Annotated in this window: 22 protein-coding genes; 13 read left to right on the top strand and 9 right to left on the bottom strand. The window is 46.0% G+C overall.

The window, feature by feature from the left end; translation table 11 throughout:
* Position 1: 1 nt before the first annotated feature.
* Both DXN04_RS29060 and ilvC read right to left on the bottom strand, forming a co-directional pair.
* Positions 2 to 1,453 (bottom strand): ATP-binding cassette domain-containing protein, encoded by a 1,452-nt coding sequence (locus DXN04_RS29060; protein ID WP_199415161.1) that lies wholly within the window; start codon positions 1,451 to 1,453, stop codon positions 2 to 4.
* Positions 1,454 to 1,559: 106 nt separating this feature from the next.
* Positions 1,560 to 3,041, bottom strand: coding sequence for a ketol-acid reductoisomerase (ilvC, locus tag DXN04_RS29055; RefSeq protein ID WP_116856934.1), 1,482 nt, complete (start codon positions 3,039 to 3,041; stop codon positions 1,560 to 1,562).
* Positions 3,042 to 3,434: 393 nt separating this feature from the next.
* On the opposite strand from ilvC, the gene DXN04_RS29050 reads away from it, so the two are divergent.
* The 6 genes from DXN04_RS29050 to DXN04_RS29025 all read left to right on the top strand — a co-directional run bounded on the left by DXN04_RS29050 (position 3,435) and on the right by DXN04_RS29025 (position 9,866).
* Positions 3,435 to 4,394: a sensor histidine kinase gene (locus tag DXN04_RS29050; protein ID WP_158569223.1), complete on the top strand. Its 960-nt coding sequence runs from the start codon at positions 3,435 to 3,437 to the stop codon at positions 4,392 to 4,394.
* A complete protein-coding gene (locus DXN04_RS29045; RefSeq protein WP_116856932.1) occupies positions 4,391 to 5,077 on the top strand; it encodes a LytR/AlgR family response regulator transcription factor in 687 nt (228 codons plus the stop codon). Before DXN04_RS29050 ends, DXN04_RS29045 begins: the two co-directional genes overlap by 4 nt.
* 73 nt (positions 5,078 to 5,150) lie before the next feature.
* On the top strand, positions 5,151 to 6,704 hold the full coding sequence (locus DXN04_RS29040; RefSeq protein WP_158569222.1) for a hypothetical protein: 1,554 nt from the start codon (positions 5,151 to 5,153) through the stop codon (positions 6,702 to 6,704).
* Positions 6,705 to 6,758: 54 nt separating this feature from the next.
* Positions 6,759 to 7,133 (top strand): hypothetical protein, encoded by a 375-nt coding sequence (locus DXN04_RS29035; RefSeq protein ID WP_116856930.1) that lies wholly within the window; start codon positions 6,759 to 6,761, stop codon positions 7,131 to 7,133.
* Positions 7,134 to 7,468: 335 nt separating this feature from the next.
* Entirely contained in the window at positions 7,469 to 9,379 is a 1,911-nt protein-coding gene (locus DXN04_RS29030; RefSeq protein WP_116856929.1) for an ATP-binding protein, read from the top strand.
* A 112-nt stretch (positions 9,380 to 9,491) separates the two neighbouring features.
* Entirely contained in the window at positions 9,492 to 9,866 is a 375-nt protein-coding gene (locus tag DXN04_RS29025; RefSeq protein ID WP_116856928.1) for a response regulator, read from the top strand.
* Here DXN04_RS29025 and DXN04_RS29020 read toward each other — a convergent pair.
* Positions 9,833 to 11,332, bottom strand: a complete 1,500-nt coding sequence (locus DXN04_RS29020) for a sensor histidine kinase (protein ID WP_116856927.1) — start codon at positions 11,330 to 11,332, stop codon at positions 9,833 to 9,835. The two genes, DXN04_RS29025 and DXN04_RS29020, sit on opposite strands and share 34 nt — an antisense overlap.
* Before the next feature lie 61 nt (positions 11,333 to 11,393).
* On the opposite strand from DXN04_RS29020, the gene DXN04_RS29015 reads away from it, so the two are divergent.
* Entirely contained in the window at positions 11,394 to 11,801 is a 408-nt protein-coding gene (locus tag DXN04_RS29015) for a response regulator (protein WP_116856926.1), read from the top strand.
* Between the two features lie 72 nt (positions 11,802 to 11,873).
* Here DXN04_RS29015 and DXN04_RS29010 read toward each other — a convergent pair whose 3' ends face one another.
* Positions 11,874 to 12,710: a DUF2911 domain-containing protein gene (locus DXN04_RS29010; RefSeq protein WP_116856925.1), complete on the bottom strand. Its 837-nt coding sequence runs from the start codon at positions 12,708 to 12,710 to the stop codon at positions 11,874 to 11,876.
* A gap of 20 nt (positions 12,711 to 12,730) precedes the next feature.
* Positions 12,731 to 13,495: a response regulator transcription factor gene (locus DXN04_RS29005; RefSeq protein WP_199415160.1), complete on the bottom strand. Its 765-nt coding sequence runs from the start codon at positions 13,493 to 13,495 to the stop codon at positions 12,731 to 12,733.
* A gap of 40 nt (positions 13,496 to 13,535) precedes the next feature.
* On the opposite strand from DXN04_RS29005, the gene DXN04_RS29000 reads away from it, so the two are divergent.
* From DXN04_RS29000 to DXN04_RS28985, 4 genes are all read left to right on the top strand, one after another.
* The gene (locus DXN04_RS29000) at positions 13,536 to 14,180 is read left to right on the top strand and encodes a DUF1349 domain-containing protein (protein ID WP_116856924.1); all 645 of its coding nucleotides are present in this window, start codon (positions 13,536 to 13,538) and stop codon (positions 14,178 to 14,180) included.
* Between the two features lie 124 nt (positions 14,181 to 14,304).
* Positions 14,305 to 14,634, top strand: a complete 330-nt coding sequence (locus tag DXN04_RS28995) for a hypothetical protein (protein ID WP_116856923.1) — start codon at positions 14,305 to 14,307, stop codon at positions 14,632 to 14,634.
* A gap of 66 nt (positions 14,635 to 14,700) precedes the next feature.
* Entirely contained in the window at positions 14,701 to 16,752 is a 2,052-nt protein-coding gene (locus DXN04_RS28990; protein WP_116856922.1) for a TonB-dependent receptor plug domain-containing protein, read from the top strand.
* Entirely contained in the window at positions 16,749 to 20,279 is a 3,531-nt protein-coding gene (locus tag DXN04_RS28985; protein WP_116856921.1) for a cobaltochelatase subunit CobN, read from the top strand. Before DXN04_RS28990 ends, DXN04_RS28985 begins: the two co-directional genes overlap by 4 nt.
* A gap of 11 nt (positions 20,280 to 20,290) precedes the next feature.
* On the opposite strand, the gene DXN04_RS28980 is transcribed toward DXN04_RS28985, so the two are convergent.
* Both DXN04_RS28980 and DXN04_RS28975 read right to left on the bottom strand, forming a co-directional pair.
* Positions 20,291 to 20,854, bottom strand: coding sequence for a C40 family peptidase (locus DXN04_RS28980; protein WP_158569220.1), 564 nt, complete (start codon positions 20,852 to 20,854; stop codon positions 20,291 to 20,293).
* On the bottom strand, positions 20,841 to 21,044 hold the full coding sequence (locus tag DXN04_RS28975; protein WP_116856919.1) for a hypothetical protein: 204 nt from the start codon (positions 21,042 to 21,044) through the stop codon (positions 20,841 to 20,843). Before DXN04_RS28975 ends, DXN04_RS28980 begins: the two co-directional genes overlap by 14 nt.
* A 39-nt stretch (positions 21,045 to 21,083) precedes the next feature.
* Here DXN04_RS28975 and DXN04_RS28970 point away from each other — a divergent pair, with 39 nt between their 5' ends.
* A complete protein-coding gene (locus DXN04_RS28970; RefSeq protein ID WP_116856918.1) occupies positions 21,084 to 22,625 on the top strand; it encodes a S41 family peptidase in 1,542 nt (513 codons plus the stop codon).
* A 49-nt stretch (positions 22,626 to 22,674) separates the two neighbouring features.
* Here the strand turns inward: DXN04_RS28970 and DXN04_RS28965 are convergent, their stop codons facing one another.
* On the bottom strand, positions 22,675 to 23,532 hold the full coding sequence (locus DXN04_RS28965; RefSeq protein WP_116856917.1) for a helix-turn-helix domain-containing protein: 858 nt from the start codon (positions 23,530 to 23,532) through the stop codon (positions 22,675 to 22,677).
* A gap of 70 nt (positions 23,533 to 23,602) precedes the next feature.
* Here DXN04_RS28965 and DXN04_RS28960 point away from each other — a divergent pair, with 70 nt between their 5' ends.
* On the top strand, positions 23,603 to 25,381 hold the full coding sequence (locus tag DXN04_RS28960; protein ID WP_116856916.1) for a heavy metal translocating P-type ATPase: 1,779 nt from the start codon (positions 23,603 to 23,605) through the stop codon (positions 25,379 to 25,381).
* Positions 25,382 to 25,676: 295 nt separating this feature from the next.
* On the opposite strand, the gene DXN04_RS28955 is transcribed toward DXN04_RS28960, so the two are convergent.
* Entirely contained in the window at positions 25,677 to 26,099 is a 423-nt protein-coding gene (locus DXN04_RS28955; protein ID WP_116856915.1) for a hypothetical protein, read from the bottom strand.
* Between the last annotated feature and the right edge of the window lie 298 nt (positions 26,100 to 26,397).

The following is a 26,397-nucleotide window of genomic DNA, read 5'->3' as shown; positions in this document are numbered from 1 at the left end:
GCTATTGAATCGTTTCTATTTTTACCACATGTCCCTTATCCAGCAAAATTCTTTTTTCCAGGCAGGAAGGAAGAGCCGATTCGTAATGGCCTACATATATTAATGTTGTCCCGTTTGCGCAAAGTTTGTCTACAAACTTATTGAAATATTGTGTCTGGTCATTATCCAGTCCCTGGCAAGGTTCATCCAGGATCAGTAATTCCGGGTTCTTGATGATGGCTCTCGCCAGCAATGCCAGGCGTTGTTTGCCCAATGGCAGGGTGTTGAGCAGTTCGTGCTGTACATCTTTCAGGTTCAGGAAGGCGATGATTTCTCTCACCTTCACCGTCTGGGAATAAGGCAGCTGTTTGAACAGACCGATAGAGTCATAGAAACCGGAAGCGATACTGGTAAATACCGTTGCAGCGGGGTCGAAGTACCAGTGCAGTTCAGGGCTGATTAACCCGATCTTTTCCTTGATGTCCCAGATGCTTTCACCACTCCCGCGTTGTTTGCCAAAGAGGAAGAGGCCATCTACATAAGACTGTGGATGGTCTGCACAGACCAGGCTCAGTAAGGTCGACTTACCGGAACCATTGTGGCCCTGCAGCAACCATTTTTCACCGGCTTTTACTTCCCAGTTGATGTGGTTCAATACCTGTTTTTCACCATAGTGAATATTCATGTCGATCATCTTCACGACCTGGTCTGCATGATACACGGGTTTCTCCGTAAGGAATTCAGGCAGTGGTTCCAGTTCGTGCAGGATCTCATGATGGTGGTTGTTGGTATCAGCTGCTACCAGTTTACCATCAATGATCTGGGCATACATGTGCACATTATTGGGCACGCTGGAGTCGTTGGTGATCAGGATGTATTGAGATCCGATGGAAGACAGTTCTTCCAGCAGGGTATTTAAGTTCTTCCTGGAGGCTACATCCAGACCTGCATAAGGCTGGTCCAGGATCAGCAGTTGTGGTTTGAGCCAGAGGGCCTTGATTAATTGCAGTTTCTTGTGTTCCCCGCTGGAGAGTTCTATCAGCTGGGAATCCAGCAATTCCCTGTACCCAAGTGCGTCGATGATCCTATCTGCATCGGCTATATCCAGGTTCTTTTCTTTTCCAAAGACCTGGAAGTCGCCTGATACGGTAAGGGTGTCTCTTGCCTGTTTACGGTTATAGCGCTGCTGGTAGTAAAAGTTAGCGTCGCCTTCTAAATTCCGGAAGTGGTACCAGTTGGATACATAGAGTACCTGCCGGGGAAGTGGGCTGTTTTTATCAAAGTTGTACGTTATGGTGCCGTCGATTCCTTTCGGTGTTTCTATCAGTTGGGCGAGGGTTGTCTTTCCACTTCCACTAATTCCGTTCAGCACCCAGTTTTGTCCACGAACTATATTCCAGCTTAAATGATCTAATACAATCTTGTCTTTAAACCTGACGTTCAGGTTTAAAATATTAACAACGGACTCTGACATTATTTTCCAATTTCTGATGAAGAGGTTGTAGAGAGTGCAGTAACCTCTATTGAAAACAAAGGAGTAAGAGGATGTATCTTTCGGTTGATACATCCTCTTCATTATATTATGCAGTCTTGATGGACTTCATAGCAGTCATTGCTTTACGCAGTTTTCTACCTACTACTTCTACCGGGTGGTCGCGCAGGATAGCGTTGATGTGTACCAGTTCAGCATTGTCAACGGAACCGGATTTACCTTCGTTGAAGTTTTTACCAACGAGGTCAGTATCAACAGTCTTCATGAAACCAGCCAGCAATGGTTTACAAGCCTGATCAAACAGGTAGCAGCCATATTCAGCGGTGTCAGAGATTACGCGGTTCATTTCGAACAGCTTCTTACGCGCGATAGTATTTGCGATCAGTGGAGTTTCGTGCAGGGACTCGTAGTATGCAGATTCTGCTTTGATACCAGCTTCTACCATTGTTTCGAAAGCCAGTTCCACACCAGCTCTGATGAATGCTACCATCAGGGTGTAGTTGTCAAAGTACTCCTGTTCGCCGATCTTCACGTCGCCGGCAGGGGTCTTTTCGAAAGCAGTTTCGCCGGTTTCAGCTCTCCATTTCAGCAGGTTCGCATCACCGTTCGCCCAGTCTTTCATCATGGTGCTGCTAAATTCGCCGCTCATGATGTCATCCTGGTGTTTCTGGAACAGTGGACGCATGATGGTCTTCAGTTCTTCAGAGATCTTGAATGCAGCAATCTTCGCAGGGTTGCTCAGACGATCCATCATACCGCTTACACCACCGTGTTTCAGGGCTTCAGTGATTACTTCCACACCGTATTGTACTAATTTGGAAGCATAACCGGGATCGATACCTTTTTCCAGCATCTTGTCGAAAGACAGGATAGAACCGGTTTGCAGCAGACCACACAGGATGGTTTGTTCACCCATCAGGTCAGACTTTACTTCAGCTACGAAAGAGGAACGCAGTACACCGGCTCTGTGGCCACCGGTACCAACGCAATAAGCTTTCGCCTGCTCCAGGCCTTTACCTTCAGGATCGTTTTCCGGGTGAACCGCGATCAGGGTAGGTACACCAAAGCCACGCAGGTACTCAGCTCTTACCTCAGAACCAGGGCATTTAGGTGCCACCATTATAACAGTGATGTCTTTACGGATTTGCATACCTTCTTCTACAATGTTGAACCCGTGAGAGTACAGCAGGGTAGAATTCTTTTTCATCAAAGGCATTATCTTAGTTACCACAGCAGTGTGTTGCTTATCGGGAGTGAGGTTCACTACCACATCAGCACCGGGAATCAGCTCTTCGAATGTACCAACCTTAAAGTTGTTGTCAGTTGCATTTTTCCAGGAATCTCTCTTGTTGTCGATCGCTTCCTGACGCAGTGCGTAGGAGATGTCCAGACCACTGTCTCTGAGGTTCAGACCCTGATTTAAACCCTGAGCACCTGCTCCAACGATAACAATCTTCTTACCTTTGAGGGCAGCTACGCCGTCAGCAAATTCTGCGATGTCCATGAACTCGCAAACACCTAATTGGTTCAGTTGCTCCCTGAGGGGTAAAGAATTAAAATAATTTGCCATTGCTTCTTAAAGTATTAATTAAAGTCTAAATTTTAATGTTCGATGTCGTGTCATCTGATGACAAAGTTATCAGGATTTTTATTATTGTCAATACCCATTTTATATTTCGGGAATTATTTCAAAGACACCGGGAATATTTTAGATATTATTTAATTTACTTAACTTTTCGACCCGTTTTTCGAATGCTTGCTGTAGTTTCCCCGGCCCTCACTCACAACCGGCAGCCAAAGATCAGGGTTCCCAATATGCATACCTGCCAGTAATATGCAGTAGGGGAATGATCCCCAAACTTTAACAATTTTTTGTCTCCGAAAATACCTGTTTCATCTCTGGATTTTATGATTTCCGGCAAGGCCCCTAGGCCGGATGTTTCCTTCGTTTTATTTTTCCCTCATGAAATATATTTACCATTTCATACTGCTTATCGTCATCATCGGCCTTACCATCTGTATGCCCTATGCGCCGAAATTTGCCACCAATTTTACTGCGGACGAACTCTATTATTCCGTGATGCTGGACAATGTGCTGGCTGCAGGCGGCTATTTTCTGAATTTCTATCTCTTCATTCCATATGTCTACAAGCGTAGGCGAATCCTTTATTTTGTAATACTATTCGCTTATTTCATGATAGTATTATATGTGCCGGCCGGATTAAATCTATTGCTGCAGGGATTTAGTTTGCTGGTGCCTGTTGGTTTTCCTAGTCCCCAGTTCCTGCTGCTCTCACTGGTATACATGCTTTCTTACATCGCCCGTAAGCGCTATGAATGGCAGAAGCTCTCGGAAGAAAGAACTGCTTTTGAACTTGCTGCCCTGAAACAACAAATGCAACCACATTTCTTCTTCAATACCCTGAATGGAATCTATGGATTATCTATTAAGGAATCTGCGCAAACATCCGCATATATTTTGAAACTGGCCAGTATGATGCGTTATGTATTGTATGAAAGTAATAGTGATAAGGTAGCATTGTCAAAAGAGATGGAGCACATCAGCAATTACTGTGAAATGCAACAGTTGCGGCTGGGCAGGAACAATGTAGTCCACCTGAAAATTACAGGTGAAACCGGCATACTGCAAATCGCACCATTTATCCTCATTCCTTTTATTGAAAACAATTTTAAGCATGGTATCTCGGCCAGTAAAGATACCGTCATGAACATCTGTATTCACATCACAGCAGATACAATTCATTTTACTTCTTCGAATACCATGATTAGCCAGTCATCCCACGAAGGGGTTGGTATTAAGAATGTAAAACGCAGACTGGAATTACTCTATCCCCGCCAGCACAAGCTGACGATTTCAAGGGATGCGCAGCAATTTATTGTTCAACTCAGTGTAAATTTATGAAACCCTTAGATGTCATCACGATCGACGATGAACCGATTGCTCATGAAATCCTCCTGCATTACAGTCTTCATTTGCCTGGGATGCGGCTCAGGAAACAGTTTACCTGCCCTGAACAGGCATGGGCTTACCTGGCCTGCCATCCTGTAGACTTAATCCTGTTGGACATTGAAATGGCAGATGTAAACGGCTTGTCATTTTACCGCTCCTTAGCACAAAGACCCATGGTGATCTTTACCACGGCACACCCTGAATATGCCCTGGAAGGATTCAATGTATCTGCCATCGACTACCTGCTGAAACCTTTTTCTGCAGAGCGTTTTGAGCAGGCGATCCTGAAAGCGGGCATGTTGCGCAGGGTGCAGGATCTGTCTTTGTCATTGACAGTGCGGGCAGATTATGAAACGAAGAATATCCTGCTGTCAGACATTCTCTATATCGAAGGATTGAATAACTATGTAAAGATCTATACCACCAGCTCCGCACATCCCCTGCTGTCCATGATGACATTGAAGGAAATGATGTCGCGCCTGCCGGCAGAACAATTCCTGCGCATCCATCGTTCTTACATCGTGCCCCGGCACCGGGTGAGCGCGGTAAATAGCAGGTATATCACGCTGGCAGAGAAGAAACTGCCCGTAGGGGATACCTATCGTACCTGTGTCAGCGCACTGATGAGCCGGTGACGGTTCTCCAATATTATTGCGGGGTTTTCCCTTATTATTTTTTGCGGGTTACTGTGGCGGATAGATTTGCCGGATGAAGTATTTAATACCTGTTATACTATTTAATTTGATCCCTGTATCCGCCTGGTCGCAGGCTCCTATGCCAATGCCTGCAGGCCGTACACAGAAAGTGCTGACCATTCAGAACGAAAAAACAGGGCATGTGGATACCATCAAAATGGGGGATTTCATCAAACTCTGGTTCTGGTCGGATAAGCGGATCAAAATGGAGCAACCCCTGACCCGCACCGACTTTAATAAAAATACTTATTACATAGAATCCAACCTCCTTGGGGTGACGGATACCACGCTTATTTTCTTAAAACGATCTCCTTTTTTACCTATACCTGCCATTCCATTACCCATCCCGCTCCCTGTACCTATACCTAACAAGATCCCCATGCATGAATTCGATACCATCAGGCTGCGCGATATCCGGGGCATCCGGCTCGTACACCGGGCCCTGGAAGGTGCAGCCATTGGTGTAACGATGGTGCCCGCTACGTTTGTAGTGCCGGAATACTTTACAACCTGGCCCGGCATGATGTTCATGCAGCCATCCATGCAGGTGGTCTCTACTTATATCGGGGATGTCATTTTTCCCCTGCACAAAGTAAACAGGGAGCATAAGCAGCGGTTCAGCCTTGGTACAGGTGAGATTCCCGTGGATACCATGTACTACATTCAGCAACGTAAGATGAACGGAGAGCATGATTATGAATGGGAAGTAGAGCGGCTGGAACGATATGACAAAATGTATAAGCACATTAAAAAGGAAATGAATGACAAGTTGCTGGATACTTACCAGGGTAATACGATTTTTAATATAACCCTGGGCGTTACCATGATTCCGGAGATATTTAAAAGCGGGGAAGACCTCAAAAGTCATATCAGTATCACAGAACGGAAGTTTTACTTCGGCATTGCTTCAGAGAACTGGATTAGCGAAAGGCACCGCATTGGTACAGAACTGACATTGAACAGGACCGAAAAGTTTACGTCTTTGACAGGCACTTCCACCTCCATGGGAATCAATGCCAGCTTAGGCATGATCCTTTCTAATTTCACCTACCTGAAATGGGGCCTGAAAGGCTGGTACAGTGAAGCCTACAAGCAAAGACAATGGGCCGCCATTCACCGGCTGGATGAGGACATTGCACGGGCCGAGGCGCTGGACGACATTGACGCAGGGCTGCTGACTGCCAAACGCAATTACTTCAGGAAAATGCTGGCCGCGGAACCCAAACCCTACCTGCTGTTTGGCATAGGTGCCATCAATACTACCCTGGTCAGGATCAAAGGGAGTAATGCCAGTGGCATTGGAGCTACTGATTATTCCCAGAAGAAATTTGCCATAGAGGGAGGCTTTGGAATGTTCACCCGTATGGGTAAACGTTTAACCTACGATTTTTCCGCAAAATACATCTGGAGCCCCATGTATAGTCCGGCCATCGGTGGATTGGAGCGCTATAGCGGTGTCAGGCTACAGCTGAACATTGGATATATGTCAGGCATGTCATTTATGCGTACCCGGAAGATGCTGAAACAGGTGAATACGAACAGGGAACCAAAAGAAAAGAAGCCTTAAGGTGGGATATTTGATAAATTTTTATAATTTACGGTCCCATATTTTTACTATCCTATGAGTATTGAAAAGATCGTATTTGACAAGGAATATGAAGGGCCTGTTGATGCATTTGTAGACTGGATCGCCGGTGGAAACTTTGACGGCTACCTCTATAAAACCAGTTTACGTTTTACCCAGGCAGAAAGCAAAGTAGTCCTTACGACTAAAATTATTGACCAGTCAAAGTTTGATGACCGGAATGCCCATGACCAGGATGCGGTAGGTACCTTTTCGGTTACCGACAAGAGCGCGATCGTCTGCCAGTTCGGCGACTTTGAAATGCGGGGGTCGGTAGTAGGGAAGGAGCATGAGTTTATTGCCTTCTCCTGCTGGCGCAACAAGGACAGGGCAAATGCTTATTCTACGGTATATAAGTTGACTGAGGGTTAATACCTTCACTCCCTAACAATACTCCCTGAAGACAATGGAAAAGTGCCATTTTTATTATGGCACAGATTTACTTTGATTAAGCTGTACCAGTTTAATCACGGGGGATTATTGTGTTTACCCATAAAGGAGTTACATCGTTTACGATTGTTCTTCATGCCCAGGGAAAACCAGGTCATGCAACAGGGCAGTGGTGGCGGATTTATTTGGAGGCAAACGGCACCTTCAACCTGGTTATGGAAAAGAAGCCCGGGATGGGACTTTGTGTACTGCTCTTAATCCTTCATTTTATCCTATCTTACGGTGGAGATTGTCATGTTCCTAAAATCTGATAACTAATGGATGCCACCGATAAGTATTATTCCCTGTTCAACGCTGAAAATGAGGGTTATTGTGTATTTGAAGTACTGTTGGATGAAGAGGGAAATCCAGGGGACCTGCTTTATCTGAAGGCGAGTCCTGCTTATGAACGTATTACCGGTTTTGGCGCTGTAGTTGGCAAACGAATTACAGCAGTGTGCCCGGATATAAAACCGGAACTGATTGCCATGTATGCAAAGGTTGCCCTCAGCGGATCGCCTGCAAGGGTTGAAAATTATATCCCGGCAGCCAATGGCTGGTTTCTTTCCTATGTTATGCCTATGCAGGGATTACAGATCGCCAGCATCCTGAATAATATTACAGAACACAAAATCAAAGCCGAAAAGCAGCAATACCTGTTAAAACTGAGCGATGCCCTGCGCACGATCGCAGATCCCGTTACTATACTGGAGACTGCCTGCCGCCTCCTGGGTGAACATACCGGGGCAGACAGGGTGCTGTATGGAGATGTAACGGATGAACGCTCCATTGCCATCTGCCAGCATTTTGAGAATAACGTGCAACCCGTCTCCGGAGTATTCGATGTGAAAGACTTCGGAGAAGAGATGATCGGGATTTTTAAAAAGAACGGGAAAGTCATTGTCGAAGATATTCATAACGGTCCCGCCTGTATTGCGAAACACCATGCGCAATATACCGCCATGGGCATTGCCGCCGTAGCCTATATGGGACTAATCAAAGACGGTCGCTGGGTGGCTTTATTCGGTATGAACCACAGTTCCCCCCGCAAATGGTCGCAGCTTGAAATCTCCCTGATGGAGGAAACTGCAGAACGAACCTGGGCAGCGGTAGAAAGAGCAAGGGCACAGGAAGACCTCCGGAAAAGCGAGGCTTTGCTGGGCAGTGTATTCAAGATTCTTCCGGTTGGGCTGGGGTGCATAGATACAAAAGGAAGGTTTTTGCTGGTCAATGAAGTTATGCAACGATTCATTCCGACAGGTTTGATGCCCTCAATAGACGATGAAAGAGAAGACCGCTGGATTGCGTATAGGCCTGATGGTAGTATCGTGCCCCGCGAAGAATATCCCGGTATCAGGGCATTGAGAGGCGAGCCGGTAATGCCCCATATGGAAATGATCTTTGTACAGGACGATGGTAGCCGGATCTGGACCCGGGTAGCTTCCCTGCCTTTGAAGAATGAAAAAGGGGAGATCATGGGAGCGGTGGTTGTGATCACCGATATCAATGAACTGAAAGCCCTGCTTCAACAGCGGGATGAGTTCATCGGTATCGCAGGCCATGAACTGAAAACACCCGTGACCAGTATGAAAGCCTATGCAGAAATTGTGCAGGAGCAGCTGGAAGAAATCGGTAATACAACAGAGAGTGCACTTGTAGGCCGTATCAATACACAGATTGACAAACTCACTACCCTTATCAATCACCTGCTGGATACTACCCGGATCTCTGAGGGAAAACTGCAATTGAACATCAGCACATTCGACATCAATGAACTGCTCGCAGAGAGAATAGAGGAAATGAGGTACACCACTGATCACCGTTTTGAATTTATTCCTGCTACCATTCCCTTTGTAAGGGCAGACAGGGAGCGTATTTCCCAGGTGATTACCAACCTGCTTTCCAATGCAGTGAAGTATTCTCCAAAGAAATCAGTCATCAGTCTCAGCAGTGAATCAATGCAAGACGAAGTGCAGGTGACAGTGAAAGACCGGGGCACCGGCATTCCCTCAGCAGCACAGCATAATGTATTCGAACGTTTTTATAGGGTGACGGATGCGCATCCTGGAATGGGACTGGGTTTATATATCTCCGCACAGATCATTAAGCGGCATGGCGGAAGAATAGCTGTACAAAGTGATGTGGCTGCAGGTGCTGTGTTTTCATTTACCCTACCTTCTGAAAAATAATAGGTTATGTTATGTATATTTTTTACTTTCGAAAAATTATTTTGAAACCCTTGTAATAATCCTGCTGCCGCGTTCGGCGTAGAAATTAGTAACCATATTAGACCCTTCGCTTATGCAGAAAATAATTGTACTCGACGATAATGAGGACATATTGGAAGCTGTTTCTCTGGTACTAAAAAGAAAACCATTAGAAGTTGTTGCACTAAGAGATCCCGGAGAGCTCATGAATAATATTCCTTCTCATGAACCAGCATTGCTGTTGATGGATATCTTTCTCGGTAAAGATGACGGGCGCAGAATTTGTCGTTCATTAAAAGACAATCCTTCATTTGACCAACTCTCTGTTGTATTATTTTCTGCACAGACCTATACACCTGAATCAGTAGAGGCAAGTGGTGCTGATGCTATATTAGATAAACCCTTTTCTGTAAAAACATTGTATAAAATCATCGATCAGCTGGCTATATCGCCAGGGATGGTGAAATAAAAGGTAGAACCTTTGCCGGGAGTGCTTTCTACCCGGATTTGTCCATGATGTCGATGAATGATTTGAGCAGTTAAATACAAGCCTAAGCCCAAACCAGGATTTTTTTCCGAAGTAGGAGCGTTGCCTCTGAAAAATCTTTCAAATATTTGATCTTGCTTCTCATGTGTAATGCCAAAGCCTTCGTCGCGGATGCTGATCTCAACGCCGTTGGGAGTAGATCTGCCATTGATAGTGATGGCTGAGCCCCCGGGGGAATACCTGATGGCGTTGGTAAACAGGTTCATGAGCACCTGGCTGATGCGCTCACGGTCTATCATAACGTGCGGCAGGGAGCTTGTTTCCAGTAAGAGTTGGTGTGTGGTGGTGACTTGTATTTCATTAATTTTCTCTCGCAGCAGGTCAGTAAGATCAGTTTTTTCCAGGTTCAGTTGCAGTTCTCCGCCTGCAATCCGGTTGGTGTCCAGCAGGTGATTGATGAGGGTAGTGAGCTTGTCGATTTGCTTATTCAGTCTTTGCATCAAAGATGCTTCCTCTTTATAGCCGAGTTCTTCCAGTTGCCCATGTATCATTTCAGCATATACTTTCATACCGGTCACGGGTGTTTTCAATTCATGACTGGCAATGCCGATAAAGATTTCTTTTTGCCGCAGCAGCTCTTTCAGTTGCATTTCATTCCTATGCAATGCCTGTTCTGCGCGGGCACGTTCAACTGCCGCCCAGATTCTTTCCCCGGCTTCCTTTACCAGTGCTGTTTCGGTGCCGGTCCATATGCGGGTAGATTGTTCTGCTACGCAAAAGGCACCCAGCAGTGCACCATTTTTGATGAGGGGCACGGCAATGAGAGCCTTTACCGGCATGGCATGATCTGAGCTGTCGTTCAGGATGAGGGGGGCACCTTTTTCCAGCAGGTGCAGGAGCCAGGCATATTCTGTAGTACTATAATCCCCGATCAGGGAAGGAGCACCTGTTTTGAGATATTCGGTCTCAATGCTAAGTACCCCGTCGTAGGCTATATAAAAAGCATGAGCAGTGTGCAGTATTGCTGCGATTTTCTCAGTGGCTGCCGTCTGAATTGAAAGGGAATCGGAAAGTGGGTGAAGGGAGTCGGAGAGGGCCAGCAGGAAGGCCTGCTGCAATTTTCCAGTGATATTGTGAGCGGTAATGCTCACCCCGTCTTCAAGCTTAACAAAGGACTGGTGATAATAATCAGTTAATTCATAAATTTCCCGTTGAACAGGCTCACCAGTTTCCACAACATGTTTACAGATTTCAAAATCTTTTTGACGGCTTTGTCCCGTCTGGTCTCCATATATTTTTTCTGCTGCCCGGTTATTTAACACATATACGAAGTCTGTAATTGTACCCTCCTCATTTCGTACTACTTTAAGTACCTGGATCAGATCGTTTGCACTGTCCAGCGTAGCCTTCAGCAGATGAAGAAAGTTGAAACTTGTTTTCTCTTGCATTGGTGGAAATTAATAAAATTACTAATTTTGCGGCGCCCTAATAGCCGGGGGACGTACACTTATGTGCAAAGACCAGATTACCATTTTACTGGTAGATGATGATATAGAAGACCAGACACTACTTTCTGAAGCCATTCATAAAATAGCACCAGCTATTTGCGTAAAATTATTCAACACCGGATCAGAAGTTTTACATTACCTGTCATCGAGAGAGGGGGATGAGCCTTGTCTTATCGTATTGGATTACAACATGCCTGGTATTACTGGACTCCAGGTGCTGGAGCGCATTGGCCAGATCCACAGGCTCATCAGCATTCCTAAAATAGTTTGGAGTACTTCCAATTCCCATCACTTCAGGACACAATGTTTAAACGCCGGAGCACTCAAATACATTGTGAAACCGCAAAATTTGCAGGACCTGAACCAAATTGCGGCAGACATCATTGCGGCGTGCAATAAGGCAGCCTAAGTATTGTGGAATTCGATTATATGACTTGGATTATAAAAAAAGAGCGGGGTGTTGTGCCCCGCTCTTTTTTAATTATTTACCTGCTTGTTTCAGCAGCTCGTTGTTAAGATTTACATATTCCTGGATTTTTTCTTTCTTCGCCAGTTCCAGGCTTTCTTTTGCATTGGCAACTGCCCCCGCCTTATCACCTGCTTTCAGCAGGATCTTAGCTTTCCAGTACTTGATATAAAATACATCCGGCTGTGCCTTATCAGCTTCATTGATGTATTCTACTGCTTTTTTAATGTCGATATTATTATCGTAATAGTATTGTGCTGCCTGCATGTAAGGCTTCTTCTCAGTGGCCATAGCAGCATCAATGCTTGCAGTGATTTCAGCTTTCTGGTCTACAGTCAGGTGCAGCTGTACCTGTGTATGATCCCATTCGATGCTCAGCACCGCAGCAGCAGGTGTTACATTGTCAAAAGACATGGTATAGGTTTCCACCGCATAAGGCAATGTAGCCGGCTTAACGGTGAAACGCAAGAGGTCATCTGCTTCGCTGTAGGAGTAAGAACCCCACTGGTTAGCTTTTTTGCTGACGATGATGGTCCATTTATCTTTTTCAGGAATAGCGAACAGGCCATAAGTACCTGCTTCAATTTTGTGGCCTTCAATGCTCACCGCATCTTCAAAGGTAATAGCAGGAATACCGTTTGCACCCAGTCTCCATACGGAACCGAAAGGAACAAGTCCGCCGAAGATCTTACGCCCATTCATATTCGGACGATTGTATTTCAGGGTAACATCGTGAATACCTAGTTTCTGTGTGATACTGGTGCCGCTGCTTGCAGCCGGTACTTTCAAGGTTTGCGCATATATCCCGGTTGATAGGGTAAGGGATATAAGGGTGGTAATTACAGTTTTCATGGCGCAAATGTAGTGCTTTATCATAATAGATGAATCGCAGAAGCGATTCTGCAGGCAGCCATGCTGTTGTTGACATGGAGTTTTTGCAGGATGTTCTGCCGGTGCCGGTTCACCGTATATACACTGATGGAAAACCTGGCTGCTATCTCCTTACTGCTACTACCGCCCCTGATCATACGCAGCACCTCTTTTTCCCGCTCTGATAAAATGGAATTGATCTGCTGCTGGTCCGGCACCAGGAGCTGCCCTGTCCTGGAATTGACAATCCTGCCAAAGTAGGCAGTACCCTCCACCTGCTGTGGGGGAAAATTATACAGGCACAATGCCATCCACACACTCCCATTATCCGCACTCCTGATATAAAACATGCGGTGCTGTACAGGAACATATTCCTCCTGTGCATTCCGCATATGAAGAATACTGTTTACATAGTAATCATACCGTTCCTGGTTGGGCAGGTCTTTGAGCATATGAAAGAACTGGAGTTCCATGGCATGCTTGGCCTGCAGGTCATCCGGCCGGATCCTGTTAAATAATCCCTCTTCCCAGATGGAATCGATCTCTGTTTCTATCTGTAATCCCAATGCCGCTCCCGCAGCCCCGGCGTAGATATAACTTTTGTTCGCCTTGAGGTCACTAAGCACACATACGGCATTTTCTATCCCTGCATAGACTTTGGCCACCAGCTGGCATTGCGCCAATGGCGAATCCTGTTGTGAAAAAGTCTGTGTGAGCAGCGTATCATTCAGTATATTTTGGTTATTATTAACCATTGCACCTTGCATAAGCAGCATTTACATTTGCAAAAGTAATAATTCAATAAGTATGAAAAAGATTCTCTGGACCGTAGTTTCATTCATTGGCATGCACACTGTATCCGCCCAGACCCTTGAGAAAATGCAGTGGTTTAACGAACCTGCCAAATGGGATATCAAGGATAAGACACTGACCATGTTTGTGACCCCTCAGACAGATTACTGGCGTATTTCGCACTATGGCTTTACGGTAGATGATGCTCCCTTTTACTATGCCAATTACGGCGGAGAATTTGAAGTAAAGGTAAAACTTACCGGCAATTACAAGGCCCGCTTTGACCAGATGGGGCTTATGATCAGAACAGACCAGGAAAACTATATCAAGACCGGAGTAGAATTCGTGGATGGCAAGTTCAATGTAAGTACGGTAGTGACCCACAAGCTGAGCGACTGGAGTGTGACCACCCTGGAGAAGGTGCCGCCTTTTATCTGGATCAAGGCGGTGAGAAGACTGGATGCGGTGGAGATCTTCTACTCCTTTGACGATGTGAATTATGTCATGACCCGCAATTGCCCCCTGCAGGATAACCACCCTGTAATGGTAGGCATGATGGCCGCTTCTCCGGATGGCCAGGGCTTTGAGGCGAAGTTCGAAAACTTTACGGTGAAGCACCTGCCTGACGAGCGCCGTGTGCAGTGGCTAAATAAACATTAATCAACGACGCGATATTAATTCAAAAAGCCCCTATAGCATTCTATCAAGGCTATAAATCCTACATGAGTTAATAAAAAATTAAACATTGTTGCATTTTTAAGAAGCGAACGGTTATCTTTGCCAGGTGTCTGACAAGAGAAATATCGTCTTCAAAAGATGTCTTGCCTGGTGCCTGCTGGCCTTACTGACCCTGGTACACAGTGTAAAGATGCTTCACCACCATGCGCTTACGCAGGGGGAGCAGCGACAATGCCAGATCATTCCCTTTCAGCAGCCCGGTCATCATTGCGCCATTTGTGACTTTCATCTCACCAGGGATGTGGAAGTACCCGGGCTGCTCACTTTTTTACCTTCTTTACAGCCTGTATTACAGCAGTACGCATACCATATCCAGGGCTATTTTTATCTTCCTTCCTTTCACTGCCTGCTTCGCGGGCCACCCCTGACAGCCTGATACTTTATTTGTTTTTTACGACGTGAACGCCCGTTCGCGCAGGACTTATTTTTTCAAAATTTTAAGATGAACTTAAATATACCCGGCATCTTATTGCCGTTATTTTGCGTGCTCCATACGCAGGCACAAACCACTGACACTACCAGACTCAATGAAATTACCGTCACTGCCTCCGCCATGCCTGTTGAATTGCGAAAGATCGCATCCAGCGTATCGATCCTGAAGAACAGTGATCCTGAAATGAAGCAGATCCAGACCATAGACGAAGCATTAAGATATATGCCTGGAGTAGCTGTAGACCGCAACCGGGGCCTGACTACTACCGGTTCCCATACCACCGTAACTCTCCGTGGCACAGGGTCTGCGGGCCGTACCCTGATCCTGAAAGATGGTATTCCCCTGAATGATGCCTATACCGGCGGCGTTTCCCTCTGGAACAGCATTGCGGGCAATAGCATTGCCCGCATAGAAGTCGTACGCGGGCCTGGGTCCTCTATCTATGGTTCCAGTTCTATGGGCGGTACCATCAACCTGGTCACGGAGAACCCACGTAAACAAGGCAGCTTCGGTGCCGATGTACGCTATGGGTCTATGAATACCCTCATCGCCAATGTAAAGGGCGGCAGGCTTTTTAACAATGGCTTTGGCATCATGGCATTCGTGGAATATAAGAAGACCAGCGGCTACCAATACATGGCGGATAGTCTCTGGAAGAACTACTACCAGAAACCCTCCATGGAATTGCTGAATGCAAATGTGAAGATCTCTTACCAGCTGAATGACCGATCTAAACTGGAAGGGATCATAGACCTGCATACAGAGAACCCTGCCTCCGGTACATCTGTTTTATACAAGGAGAAAAACAAGGTCGCCAATTTCCTGCTCCGCTACTCCGGTAAAAATAACTGGTTTGACTACAGTGCATCGGCCTACTACAACCATGAAAAAATGAATACGGATGCCCTGAATTATAACACGGAAAAAGGGGCATTCAGCACAGATTATTATACAACCAATGTCCCTATCGACGTAAGTGGTTTTATCGGGAAAATCAGCCGGAAAATAGGCATTAACGACCTGACGATAGGCGGAGATGTCAGATTGAATAAATTGTCATCTGAAAAATATTATTATGGCAAAGGCAACCAGAACTATTCCGGCAACCAGAATTTTTATTCCCTCTTCATCAACGACGAGCTGTCTGTCGGCAATTCCCTGAACTTCAACCTGGGATTAAGATGGGACAACTGGCACAATGACAATGGTAAATTCTTCGATAACCAGAGTGGTACGCCCATCTCCATCCATTACAGCAATGCTTCCTCTTCAGTACTGTCTCCCAAGGCCGGCGTTGTATACCGCATCAATGAGCAGTTCAGACTCCGTTCGGTTTATGCCATGGGCTTCAAGGCACCCAGCATGTACTACATGTACAACTCTTCGCTCTTAGGCACTACTTTCCGCCTGGGCAATCCCGATCTGAAACCTGAGCGAATGGTATATTCTGTAGAAGCCGGGGCTGATTATACCCTGGGACAAAAACTGGAAATATCCGCCACTGCTTACACCTCCCGCTACAAGGACTTCCTGGATGCAGTATTGATAGATGCCTCCCAGGTACCTTCCTATTTCGATCCGGGCAACTGGGCAGTGCGCCAGTACATCAATATCGGTGCGGTCAGGCTCTCCGGTATAGAGACTTCCGTACGCTATAAGGTAGCACCTTATCTTACAACCATCCTCAGTTATTTTTATAACGATTCCAAAATCCTGAAATACGAATCCAACACAGCTTACGAAGGCAATGAAATGGATGGCAACCCGCATCACCGCATAGATGGTGGCATCTCGTTTTCCAAAGCAAAATACTTCGATGCCAGTGTATGGGTAAGGTATGCGACTAAGAGCTATGGCGACCTGGAAAATACGAAAGCAAGAGAACTGGCTGCGACTACCGTATTCGACCTGAGAGTGGCAAAACAGATCCGCCAATTCAATGTCTATGCAAATGTATTGAACCTGTTTGACAAGTTGTATTATGGCTACTATGGTTCTGCTACCAGTTATTATTATGCACCCCGCCGTTCATTCAATGTTGGCTTATCTTATAATTTATGAAAAAAATAGTGATCCTGTTATGGGCTGTGATGATGACTACCATCGTAACTGCCCAGGTAAAAGTAAGCCTGGTCCTGTCTGACAATTTTAGTCAGACAGGGGCCAAAGTAAAGGAGCTGCTCAAAGGCGACTGCGATCTGCATGTATTCTCCACAGCTGCTTACGATAGTACGCAGGCCGCATGGCTGGCGCAATCCGACCTGGTCTTTGTATATATCCATGCCTCCCCGGTATTCGAACAGGTAAGGCCCCAGGTGCTGAAAGCTGTGGCACACGGTGCCAAAGTCTATGTACTCGGCACCACACCTGATGAAGAGCACTACAAAAAAGACGGGGTGATCTTTAATAGGAAAGTCCTCAGTTACTTTGCACAGGCAAGTCTGGAGAACCTGAGGAACATGGTGCTCTTCTGCCTGAACAAGGATTTCAACACTAACTTTGCATACAAAGATGTCATCAGTTATCCTGAAAATGCAATTTATAATCTTACTACCGATTCCGTTTGCAATAGCTTCGAAAGTTACCTGGCAGGCTATAAGCATTATAAGCCCGGCAGGCCATGGATCGGTTTGTATAGCTTTCGCTATGAGTACCTGACAGGTCAGCATACTTATATTGACAAACATGTGGAAGCACTGGAACAGGCGGGTTATAACGTCATGCCATTCTTTGGTTTCCCCTTGGTAAATGCATTGAAACAATTCGGGGCGCAGTTGAATTTATTGATTACAGCATCTTCCTTAACAGGTTCATCTACCGAAGCGCTGCAGGAGCAGTTTACAAAGATGCAGATCCCTGTAATCAATATCATTCAACTGGATGGGAGTTACGAGGAGTGGACAAAATCAAAAACAGGCCTCAGCATCTTTGCCAGGGGCATGTACCTGAGCAGGCCTGAACTCAGCGGCCAGATTCAACCTACTGTCACCAGCAGCCAGGAACTGAATGCAGAAAAGATTGTAGAAAAGACAGTCATCCCCGATCGGGTAAAGCGCCTGGTAGACAGGGTTAACGCCCTGATCAACCTGCAGGAGAAGCCTGATAAAGACAAGCATATTGCTATCATTTATTATTCCAACCCACCGGGAAAGGATAATGTGGGAGCCAGTTACCTGAATGTATTACCTGCCAGTATGCAGACCATCCTGGAGAGAATGCGGCAGGAAGGATATGATCTTGGAAAAGATAGTCTGGCAGTCTTCAACGATGTCATGCGGCAGGGCAGGAACATTGGTACATGGGCACCTGCAGAGGTAGAGCGCCTGGTAAAATATGGTCATCCCATCCTGGTGCCAATGGAAGAATACCAGCAATGGTTCACTACCCTGAGCGTAACCTTTCAGAAGCAGGTAATTGCCAAATGGGGCGCACCTGCATTCTCCAAAATCATGACCTGGCGTGATGCACAGGGGAAGGCTTACTTTGTATTGCCGGCCGTACAATATGGTAATATCATGCTGATGCCGCAACCTGCCCGTGGCTGGGACCAGGATGTAAATACCATGTATCATGATATCACCCTGCCACCTCACCACCAGTACATAGCATTTTACCTGTACCTGAAATATAAATATAAGGCCGATGCTCTTATCCATCTCGGTACCCACGGTACACATGAATGGCTCAGCGGCAAAGAAACCGGTTTGAATGACGACGATGCGCCGGAAGCCCTCATCAATAATATGGTGAATATCTATCCATACATCGTAGATGATGTAGGCGAAGGATTGCAGGCCAAGCGCAGAGGAATGGCCATTGTCATTGACCACATGACTCCTCCGTTTGATTCAGCAGGATTGAACCCACAAATGAAAGAACTGGCTGCCCTGATCAATGAATACATGGCTGCAAAAGAAAAGAGCGAGGTGCTGGCCGATGCAAAGATGCAGGCTATCAAAGCACTTAGCCAACAACTTTCGCTGACGAAGGAGTTCAATAAAGGTATTCAGTCACTCGAGCACTTCGTGCAGGAAACAGGAGAGAAGCAGACACCTTTCGGGCTGCATACATTCGGCGTATCACCCCCTGATACCAACCGCAATGTTATAGCCAGCGGGCCTGCCGAAATGAATGCATTGATGGATGCGCTGAATGGTAAATACATTCCGGCGGGGCAGGGCAATGATCCTATCCGTAACCCGGCCTCTTTGCCTACAGGGAAAAACTTTTATGCATTCGATCCTTCCAAATTACCCTCCAGGGATGTATATAAGGCGGGCAGCGATTTAGCAGCCCAACTCATTGCCCGTTGTGATACATTTCCTGAAAAGGTGACTTTCAATTTATGGTCAACGGAAACCATCCGGCACGAAGGGGTGATTGAATCACAAATTCTCGCCCTTATGGGGGTAGCACCTACTTACGATGGTTTTGGCCGTGTCAGCGGTGTGCAACTGCTGCCACTGAATCGCCCGCGGGTAGATGTGGTGATCATACCCTCCGGTTTATACAGGGACATGTTTCCTAACCTGATGGCGCTCCTGGATCAGGCAGTGTCGCTCGTAAAAGATGCAGATGAACCTGACAACTATGTACGCAAACATATCTTAGCCACGACGCAAAAATTGCGTGCCCAGGGGGTAAATGATTCGCTGGCAGCACGTCTTGCCGCTGTGAGAATGTTCTCTGTACCCAGTGGTGCTTATGGTACCGGTCTTGAGGATGTGATTCAATCTTCCGGCACCTGGAATGATGAAACACAGGTATCAGATGTGTACTTCAACAGGATGAGTCATTTGTATGGGCAACATTTCTGGGGAGACAAAGCAGAAAATACGGACAGCAGTCTGCCGAAAAACCTAAGTATGCAGTTGATGAAAAGCACCCTTTCAGGTACGAAGGTCGTTGTGCACAGTAGATCTTCCAACCTGTATGGTGCACTGGACAATGATGATTTGTTTCAGTACCTGGGTGGTGCAGCTATGGCTATCAGGGCGATTGACGGGAAATCACCTGAGGTAGTGATCACTAATTTATCGCATGGCAAAGGCGTGCAGGAATCACTGGATACGTATATAGGACAGGAATTGCAAAGTCGCTATCTCAATCCGAAATGGATTGATAAAATGCTGCAGGAAGGTTATGCAGGGGGGCGGATGATCAATAAAGTAGTGGCGAATGTGTGGGGCTGGCAGGTCACGGTACCGGAAGCAATCGATGAAAATAACTGGCAGCAGTTATACGATACTTACATCAACGGTGAGCGAAAAAAGCAGTTTGCCGAAGGGCACAATTTATACGCATACCAGGTCATGATTTCCAGAATGCTGGAAACGGTGAGGAAGGACTACTGGCACCCTGATAAGGCGGTGACAAAAAAACTCGTGAAAGAATACATACAGACGATGCGGGAGACAGGTTTATCCTGCAATGAAAATGTATGTGGAAATGAGGCCTTGTCCGAATTTGTAAAAGGACAAATCAGTAACCAGAAAGACCTGAATGATTACAATCGCATTCAACAAAAGAGTGAGCAGAAAGCACCAGGTGCACAGTTACAGTTTCAGTCAGAAAAGCCGGGTTTATAGCCCGGCTTTTTCTATATATACCTGATCACTTTTACAAATCTGCCCATGTAATACTTATCGAGTGTCGTCTCTGTTACACCATAAGCTTTACCGGAGGTAGAATGGATAAACACGATGCTGTCACCTACCTGCGTAATGATGCCCATATGTCCGACAGTACGGATTGTGCTGTCAGTTCCGGTAAATAAGATCAGGTCTCCCGGCTGAGCTGTTGCCAGGGACACAGGCACACCTTCATTGGTAAATCCCGCACTACTTCTGGGTACATCAATTTTAAAATGATTGAACACATAAGTGATAAACCCGGAGCAATCAAAACCCTCGCGGGGATTGGTCGAACCGTATTTATAAGGGGTGCCTTTCAGTGTTTTGGCAAAGCGGAGCAGCTTGTCCGCCAGGGTACTTGTATCTACAGGCGCAACAGTTAGCGTAGAATCAATGCCCCGTTCTTTGGGAGCAGGGCTACAGGATAAAACGAAGGATAGTAATAAGGTATTCAACATAAGTATAATGGCAGGGCGTACAGGAATGAACTCCTGTATGCCACTGCTGTAAATATACTTATTTTTTATCATCCTTTTCATCTTCGTCCTCATCATTATCATTATCAGGCACATCGTTATTTGATGCCATTCCTTCTCCCACCTTGCGGACAAGGGTAGAGATAGGGCCGTCCATATGTTCCTCAGGATGTGCTCCTGTGGTTTCGGGATCCGGCTTTACTAATGGTTCATCCTGTTTGTTTTTGGGATCTTGCTGTATCATATCACATCGTTTTGATTCAATGATACCGGTAACAAAATCATGCCTACATTTGCAGCTATGAAAAACGTACTGATCATTCTCCTGTTCCTGCAGCAGGGCCTAAGCGCACAACCTATAAAGAAAGATAGTCTTCATACCTACAACAAGACCCTTACACCCGGGCAGATGAAATCTGACCTTCAAACTTTTTTTGACATCCGTAAAGCGGTTAATTCTGGCCTTTATCGCTATCGTACACCGAAGCAGATAGACAGCATTTACAAATGGGCATTCAGGGAGATAAAAAAGCCGATGAGCACCCTGGATTTTTTCCATATTATCCTGCAGCTGACGGATTTTGAAGGGAGTTGCCATAACTATACAGAACCTGACGCAGAACTGGTTGGGTATCTAAACCGGCAGAAGGCCTTCTTCCCTTATGCCATCAAGTACATAGAAGGTAAAATGATTTTTAATACTGTTGGCGCTGCCATCCCGGTAGGCTCAGAAATATTGAGTATAAATGGGGTGCCGGAGCAACAACTCATGCAATCTTTCTACAAATATTGCACGGCAGATGGTTTTACTATCACAGAGAAACAATCCAGCAGTGTAGATAAGAGTTATGGCATCCGGTACCTGTATGAATACGGGGTGAATGATAGTTTTAAAATCAGCTATCGCGCACCGGGTACTACGACTACGCAGACCATCACTGCTGCAGCCATCACCAACGACGAGCGGAATGCAGTATTTGCCGCCAGGTACAGCGCGCCTGTAGATAGTATTACTGACTGGCGGGTGCAGCCTTCCTACAGCTTTAAAATGCTGAACCCCAATACGGGATTATTCAATTTCCGCATCTTCAATATGGCGGATGATGACACGGATCCCCGCTTCGCCGGTTATGTAAAATATCTCGACAGCGTCTTTCAGCTGCTGGCAAAAAATAATGTGCCCAATCTCATTATCGACCTGCGTGGAAACCCGGGTGGCAGCGATCCTACCTTCGAACAACCAGTGATGTACCTGACGGATTCCAATTTTAAGGAAAATACTTTGGCTTACAGCATCTTTGGAAAGGAAGTGCCTTTTGAACAATACTTCTATGGGATCTCAACGTCGCATAGAATGGACTCCGCTGAAAAAGAAGAAGGAAAAAAGATGCTCTATGATTATTTTCCTAAATTGGTCAATGGGAAGAATATCCAGAACCCCAGATACAACCCGGTGTATCATCCAAAGAGTCCTGGTTATAAAGGCAAATTGTATATGCTGATCGATGAGCGGGTGGCTTCAGCAGGTTCTCATATGGCATCGCTGGTGAAGGCTTATGCAAGGAATGTAACGGTAGTAGGTGTAGAAACGACGGGTGGTTATTATTACCACAATGGGCATATGCCGATGGTGTATGAACTGCCGAATTCAAAGATCAAATCTAAGTTCTCGTTTGTGCATGTAGAGCAGGATGCGGTGGTGAAACCGGATCAGCCGGAGGGGAGAGGGATAATTCCTGATTATACAGTGTGGCCTTCGTATGCTGATTTTATGCAGAACAGGGATACACAGATGGAGTATGTTTTAAAATTGATCAATAAATGATGTATTTCACGGGGAAAAATTAAATTCATTCTCCGGGCCTTTCTTTTTTTTAACCGGGTTCAGGAAGCATAGTCTTCCTGAATTGCCCTGCCGTCAGCCCTTCCTGTCTTTTAAACAATTTATTTAAATGACTCTCATCCGTAAACCCCAGCTCTTCCGCTATCTGTGCAATTGACAGCCTGCTATACCTAAGCCGGCTCTTAGCCAGTTCCAGTTTATAATCCAGTATAAACTGCCTGATCGTCTTCCCTGTCTTCTTATTGAAATATGCACCGATATAATCTTTAGATAAATTGAAATGCTCCGCAATTCCGCTCAGGCTGATCTTCTCATGGTCATAAATATTATGCTGAATAAACTGGGTCATTTCATATCCGGCAGATTCCACCTGTGCAGGGATCTCCCTGGTTACCGGCTGCTGCGCATAGCGTGCAATGATATTTAACAGTAAAAAAACAAGATTTTGGAGCACGACTTCCCTGAAAATACCATTTCCTTCCCATTCAGTCACCGTCCGTTGGATGAGTGAGCCGGAAAAGACCCTGTCCGCCTCATTCAACCCGATGAACCCTTTAAAATGCCCCGCATGCTGAAAAATATATTCCAGCTGGCGGAAGTAATGACTCAGTTCCGGCTTGTCATGCCCGATAGGTGAATTTCTTCCAAACAGTGCGGCCGTAAAATCAATGATCACGAAGGAAGACTTACTGTGCGCGAGAAAGGCGTGTTTATCCGCAGGAGTGAGGAGGAACAGGTCGCCCTTGCCGTAAGGGAACTGGTTATCATTGATTAAATGAATGCCACGACCCTCCAGAATATAGATGATCTCAAAACAATCATGTCGGTGCATAGGAGTATGATCTGCAGAATACTCCTTTATTGCCAGTGCAAAATCACTTTTAATCATGCTGGAAAATTACGGAAAGTTCTTTGTTTTTTACCTGTTTTTCCAATAGTGCCCTGTCTACTTTTGACTCATGAAAAATCATTTATCCGACCTTATCCGGATAGCGGGTGCCGCCGTGGCGCTAACGCTATCCCTGTTGGGCATTCTGCCTTACATGATTATCCCTGTCGCCGCCACCCTGATCTGCGGCTATCCTATGTTCAAAGAAGCTTTCGACGCCATCAGGGAGCGTCATATGACCATGGAGCTGTCTATGTCGATTGCCGTACTGGCTGCATTGGCAGCAGAACAGTATACTACGGGCCTGGTCATCACCTTGTTCGTATTGGTGGCTGAACTACTGGAGCACCTGATCGTAGACCGGGGCCGCGATGCACTAACCGGCCTCGCCGCCCTGCTGCCGCAAACGGCCAAAGACCTGCAACCTGGCGATACGGTGGTGGTCCGGCCTGGTGCCCATATTCCGGTAGATGGAATTGTGCTGAAAGGCAATAGCTTCGTAAACCAGGCCGCCATCACCGGGGAGTCGCTGCCGGTAGAAAAAGGCCCTAACAGCGAAGTACTGGCAGGTACGATCAACCAGGATGGCGTATTGGAAGTCATCGCAACCAGTATTGGCAAAGACACCATTTTCGGCCGTATTATAGGCGTAATGGAATCTGTGCAGTCAAGTCAGTCACCTATCGAGAAAACCGCCGATAAACTGGCTGCAAGACTCGTTTATTTCGCCCTCGGTGGTGCGCTCATCACCTGGCTGGTCACACACAATATGAATGCAACTATTTCGGCCCTCGTCGTAGCTGGTGCCTGTGGCGTAGCTGCGGGTACACCACTCGCCATCCTGGCAGGTATTGGCCGTGCAGCCCGCGAAGGTGTGGTGATCAAAGGTGGGGTGTACCTGGAACAGCTGGCAAAGGCCGATACGGTACTGCTGGATAAAACAGGGACCCTCACGCTGAATAAAGCGATTGTGACAGATGTCAGCAGCTTCAATGGAATTGACAGCCGCAGATTATTACAACTCCTGTCTACCGGCGAGCAGCATTCCGATCATCCGCTGGCCGGAGCTATTATGGAGGCTGCCAAAAATGAGGATATCCAGCCTGGTGCCTATGACAACTATAATTACCTGCCCGGCAAAGGATTACAGTTTTCACAGGAAAATGAATACTACCTCATAGGTAATACCGGCCTGTTTGAAGAAAAGAAAATTGATGTCGGCATTGCAGCCCCCTGGCTTGAATCAGCCCGTGAGCAGGGTGAGTCAACCGTATTAATCGGTACCCACGAACACATCCTGGGTGGGGTACGTCTCGTAGACCTGATGCGGCCCGAGGCCAGGGAAGCCATTTCTGACCTGCATGATCATCATTTAAAAATCATTTTGTTATCGGGCGATCATACGGCCAGTGTAAGTGTAACCGGCAGAAAACTACGCGTAGACGAAGCTGTTGGTAACCTGTTGCCTACGGATAAACTGGCTTACATTCAACAGCTAAAAGCCGCAGGCAAAAAGGTGATCATGGTTGGCGATGGTATCAACGATGCACCTGCGTTAATGGAGGCACATGTGGGCATTGCCATGGGTACCGCTTCTAACATTGCCTTTGAAAGTGCCGATATGGTGCTGACGAATAATGACCTGCGTAAAGTTGGGGTAGCGATTGGTATTGCGAAGCAATGTATGAACGTCATTCAGTTCAATTTCTGGGGCACGATCATCGTTGATGCGGTGGGCATTGTACTTGCATTCATGGGGTATTTAAGTCCTATGGCGGCTGCTATGATCCACGTTATTTCAGAACTTATATTTATATTAAACTCAGCAAGATTATTCAGAAAGCGGTAAAGATGATGTCTTTATTGCTTATAATTTACATTGAAGTCCTCTTTTTCTATTACATTATTGATCGCCTGTTATTCAGATCTTAAATCCGGTTCCCGGTTAAAGTTTAAATGAAAAAATTCATATCCGGAATTTAACCCCAGGGAGAATGCCGGTATTTTTAAGGCAGATGTGAGTGAGACAAATTTATCCTCCCTTCCATTATTGGAATAGTACATCAGGGGGAATAGGGAGCAAAATTTTGCTCCCACGTGGAAATCATAGGATCCTGTTCAGTACATTCAGTAGCGCCGGAATGCTACGCAATCCTTGGCAGCCTTACAGCCGTCAGCACAATACACCCGGCCTGTTTTCCTCCATCCTTACAGGAAGTGTCCTGCAGGATATCACCTACCAGTGCACTGGTGCCATAGTGTGCTACCACGCCATTCACTACTCCTTCCATCAGTTCCAGGTTGGAATAATTATAGAATAATGGCTCGACTTTGATAATAGACCTGAATTCCTGTTCTAACTGAAACCTGATCTTTGTTTCCATATCAGGCAGCGCCTGTTCATTACATTTTACTGCGTTGATGATGACCTGTGTATCCCATACGATTCGCGGTCTTACCCAGTTGTAATAATTTTTTCCGGAAGTAATGATTTGCTCTTGCTTAAAGTTGTGTTCAGGAATCAGTTTGTTGATCTCTTCAATGATGTGGCTTTTAGAGTAGTCCATTTTAAAATGTATTTTTTCGTAGGTCTATTTCAAACGTGAGATTAATGCATGCTGCATTTATATTTCATGTTCACAATCTCCCCTTTGAGTGATCCTTGTCATTCATAACAACTGTCGTGGCATAGGCGGGTTACCAGCCCGGTAATTTAGACATTTGTAGTTGAATAATCAAAAGCTATTTATACCTTAGTATTGAAACCATGAACCCGGCTGCCCTATGCAATCAACCCGCTTCAAATTCTTTCAGCTCCCCGCACCCTCGTGCAGCCAGTTTGTAATCTCTACACATTAATAACGT

The organism is Chitinophaga silvisoli (assembly GCF_003412465.1).
GTDB lineage: Bacteria > Bacteroidota > Bacteroidia > Chitinophagales > Chitinophagaceae > Chitinophaga > Chitinophaga silvisoli.
Note: the sequence above shows the minus strand (reverse complement) of the source record. Positions and strands in the feature narration are given on the sequence as shown.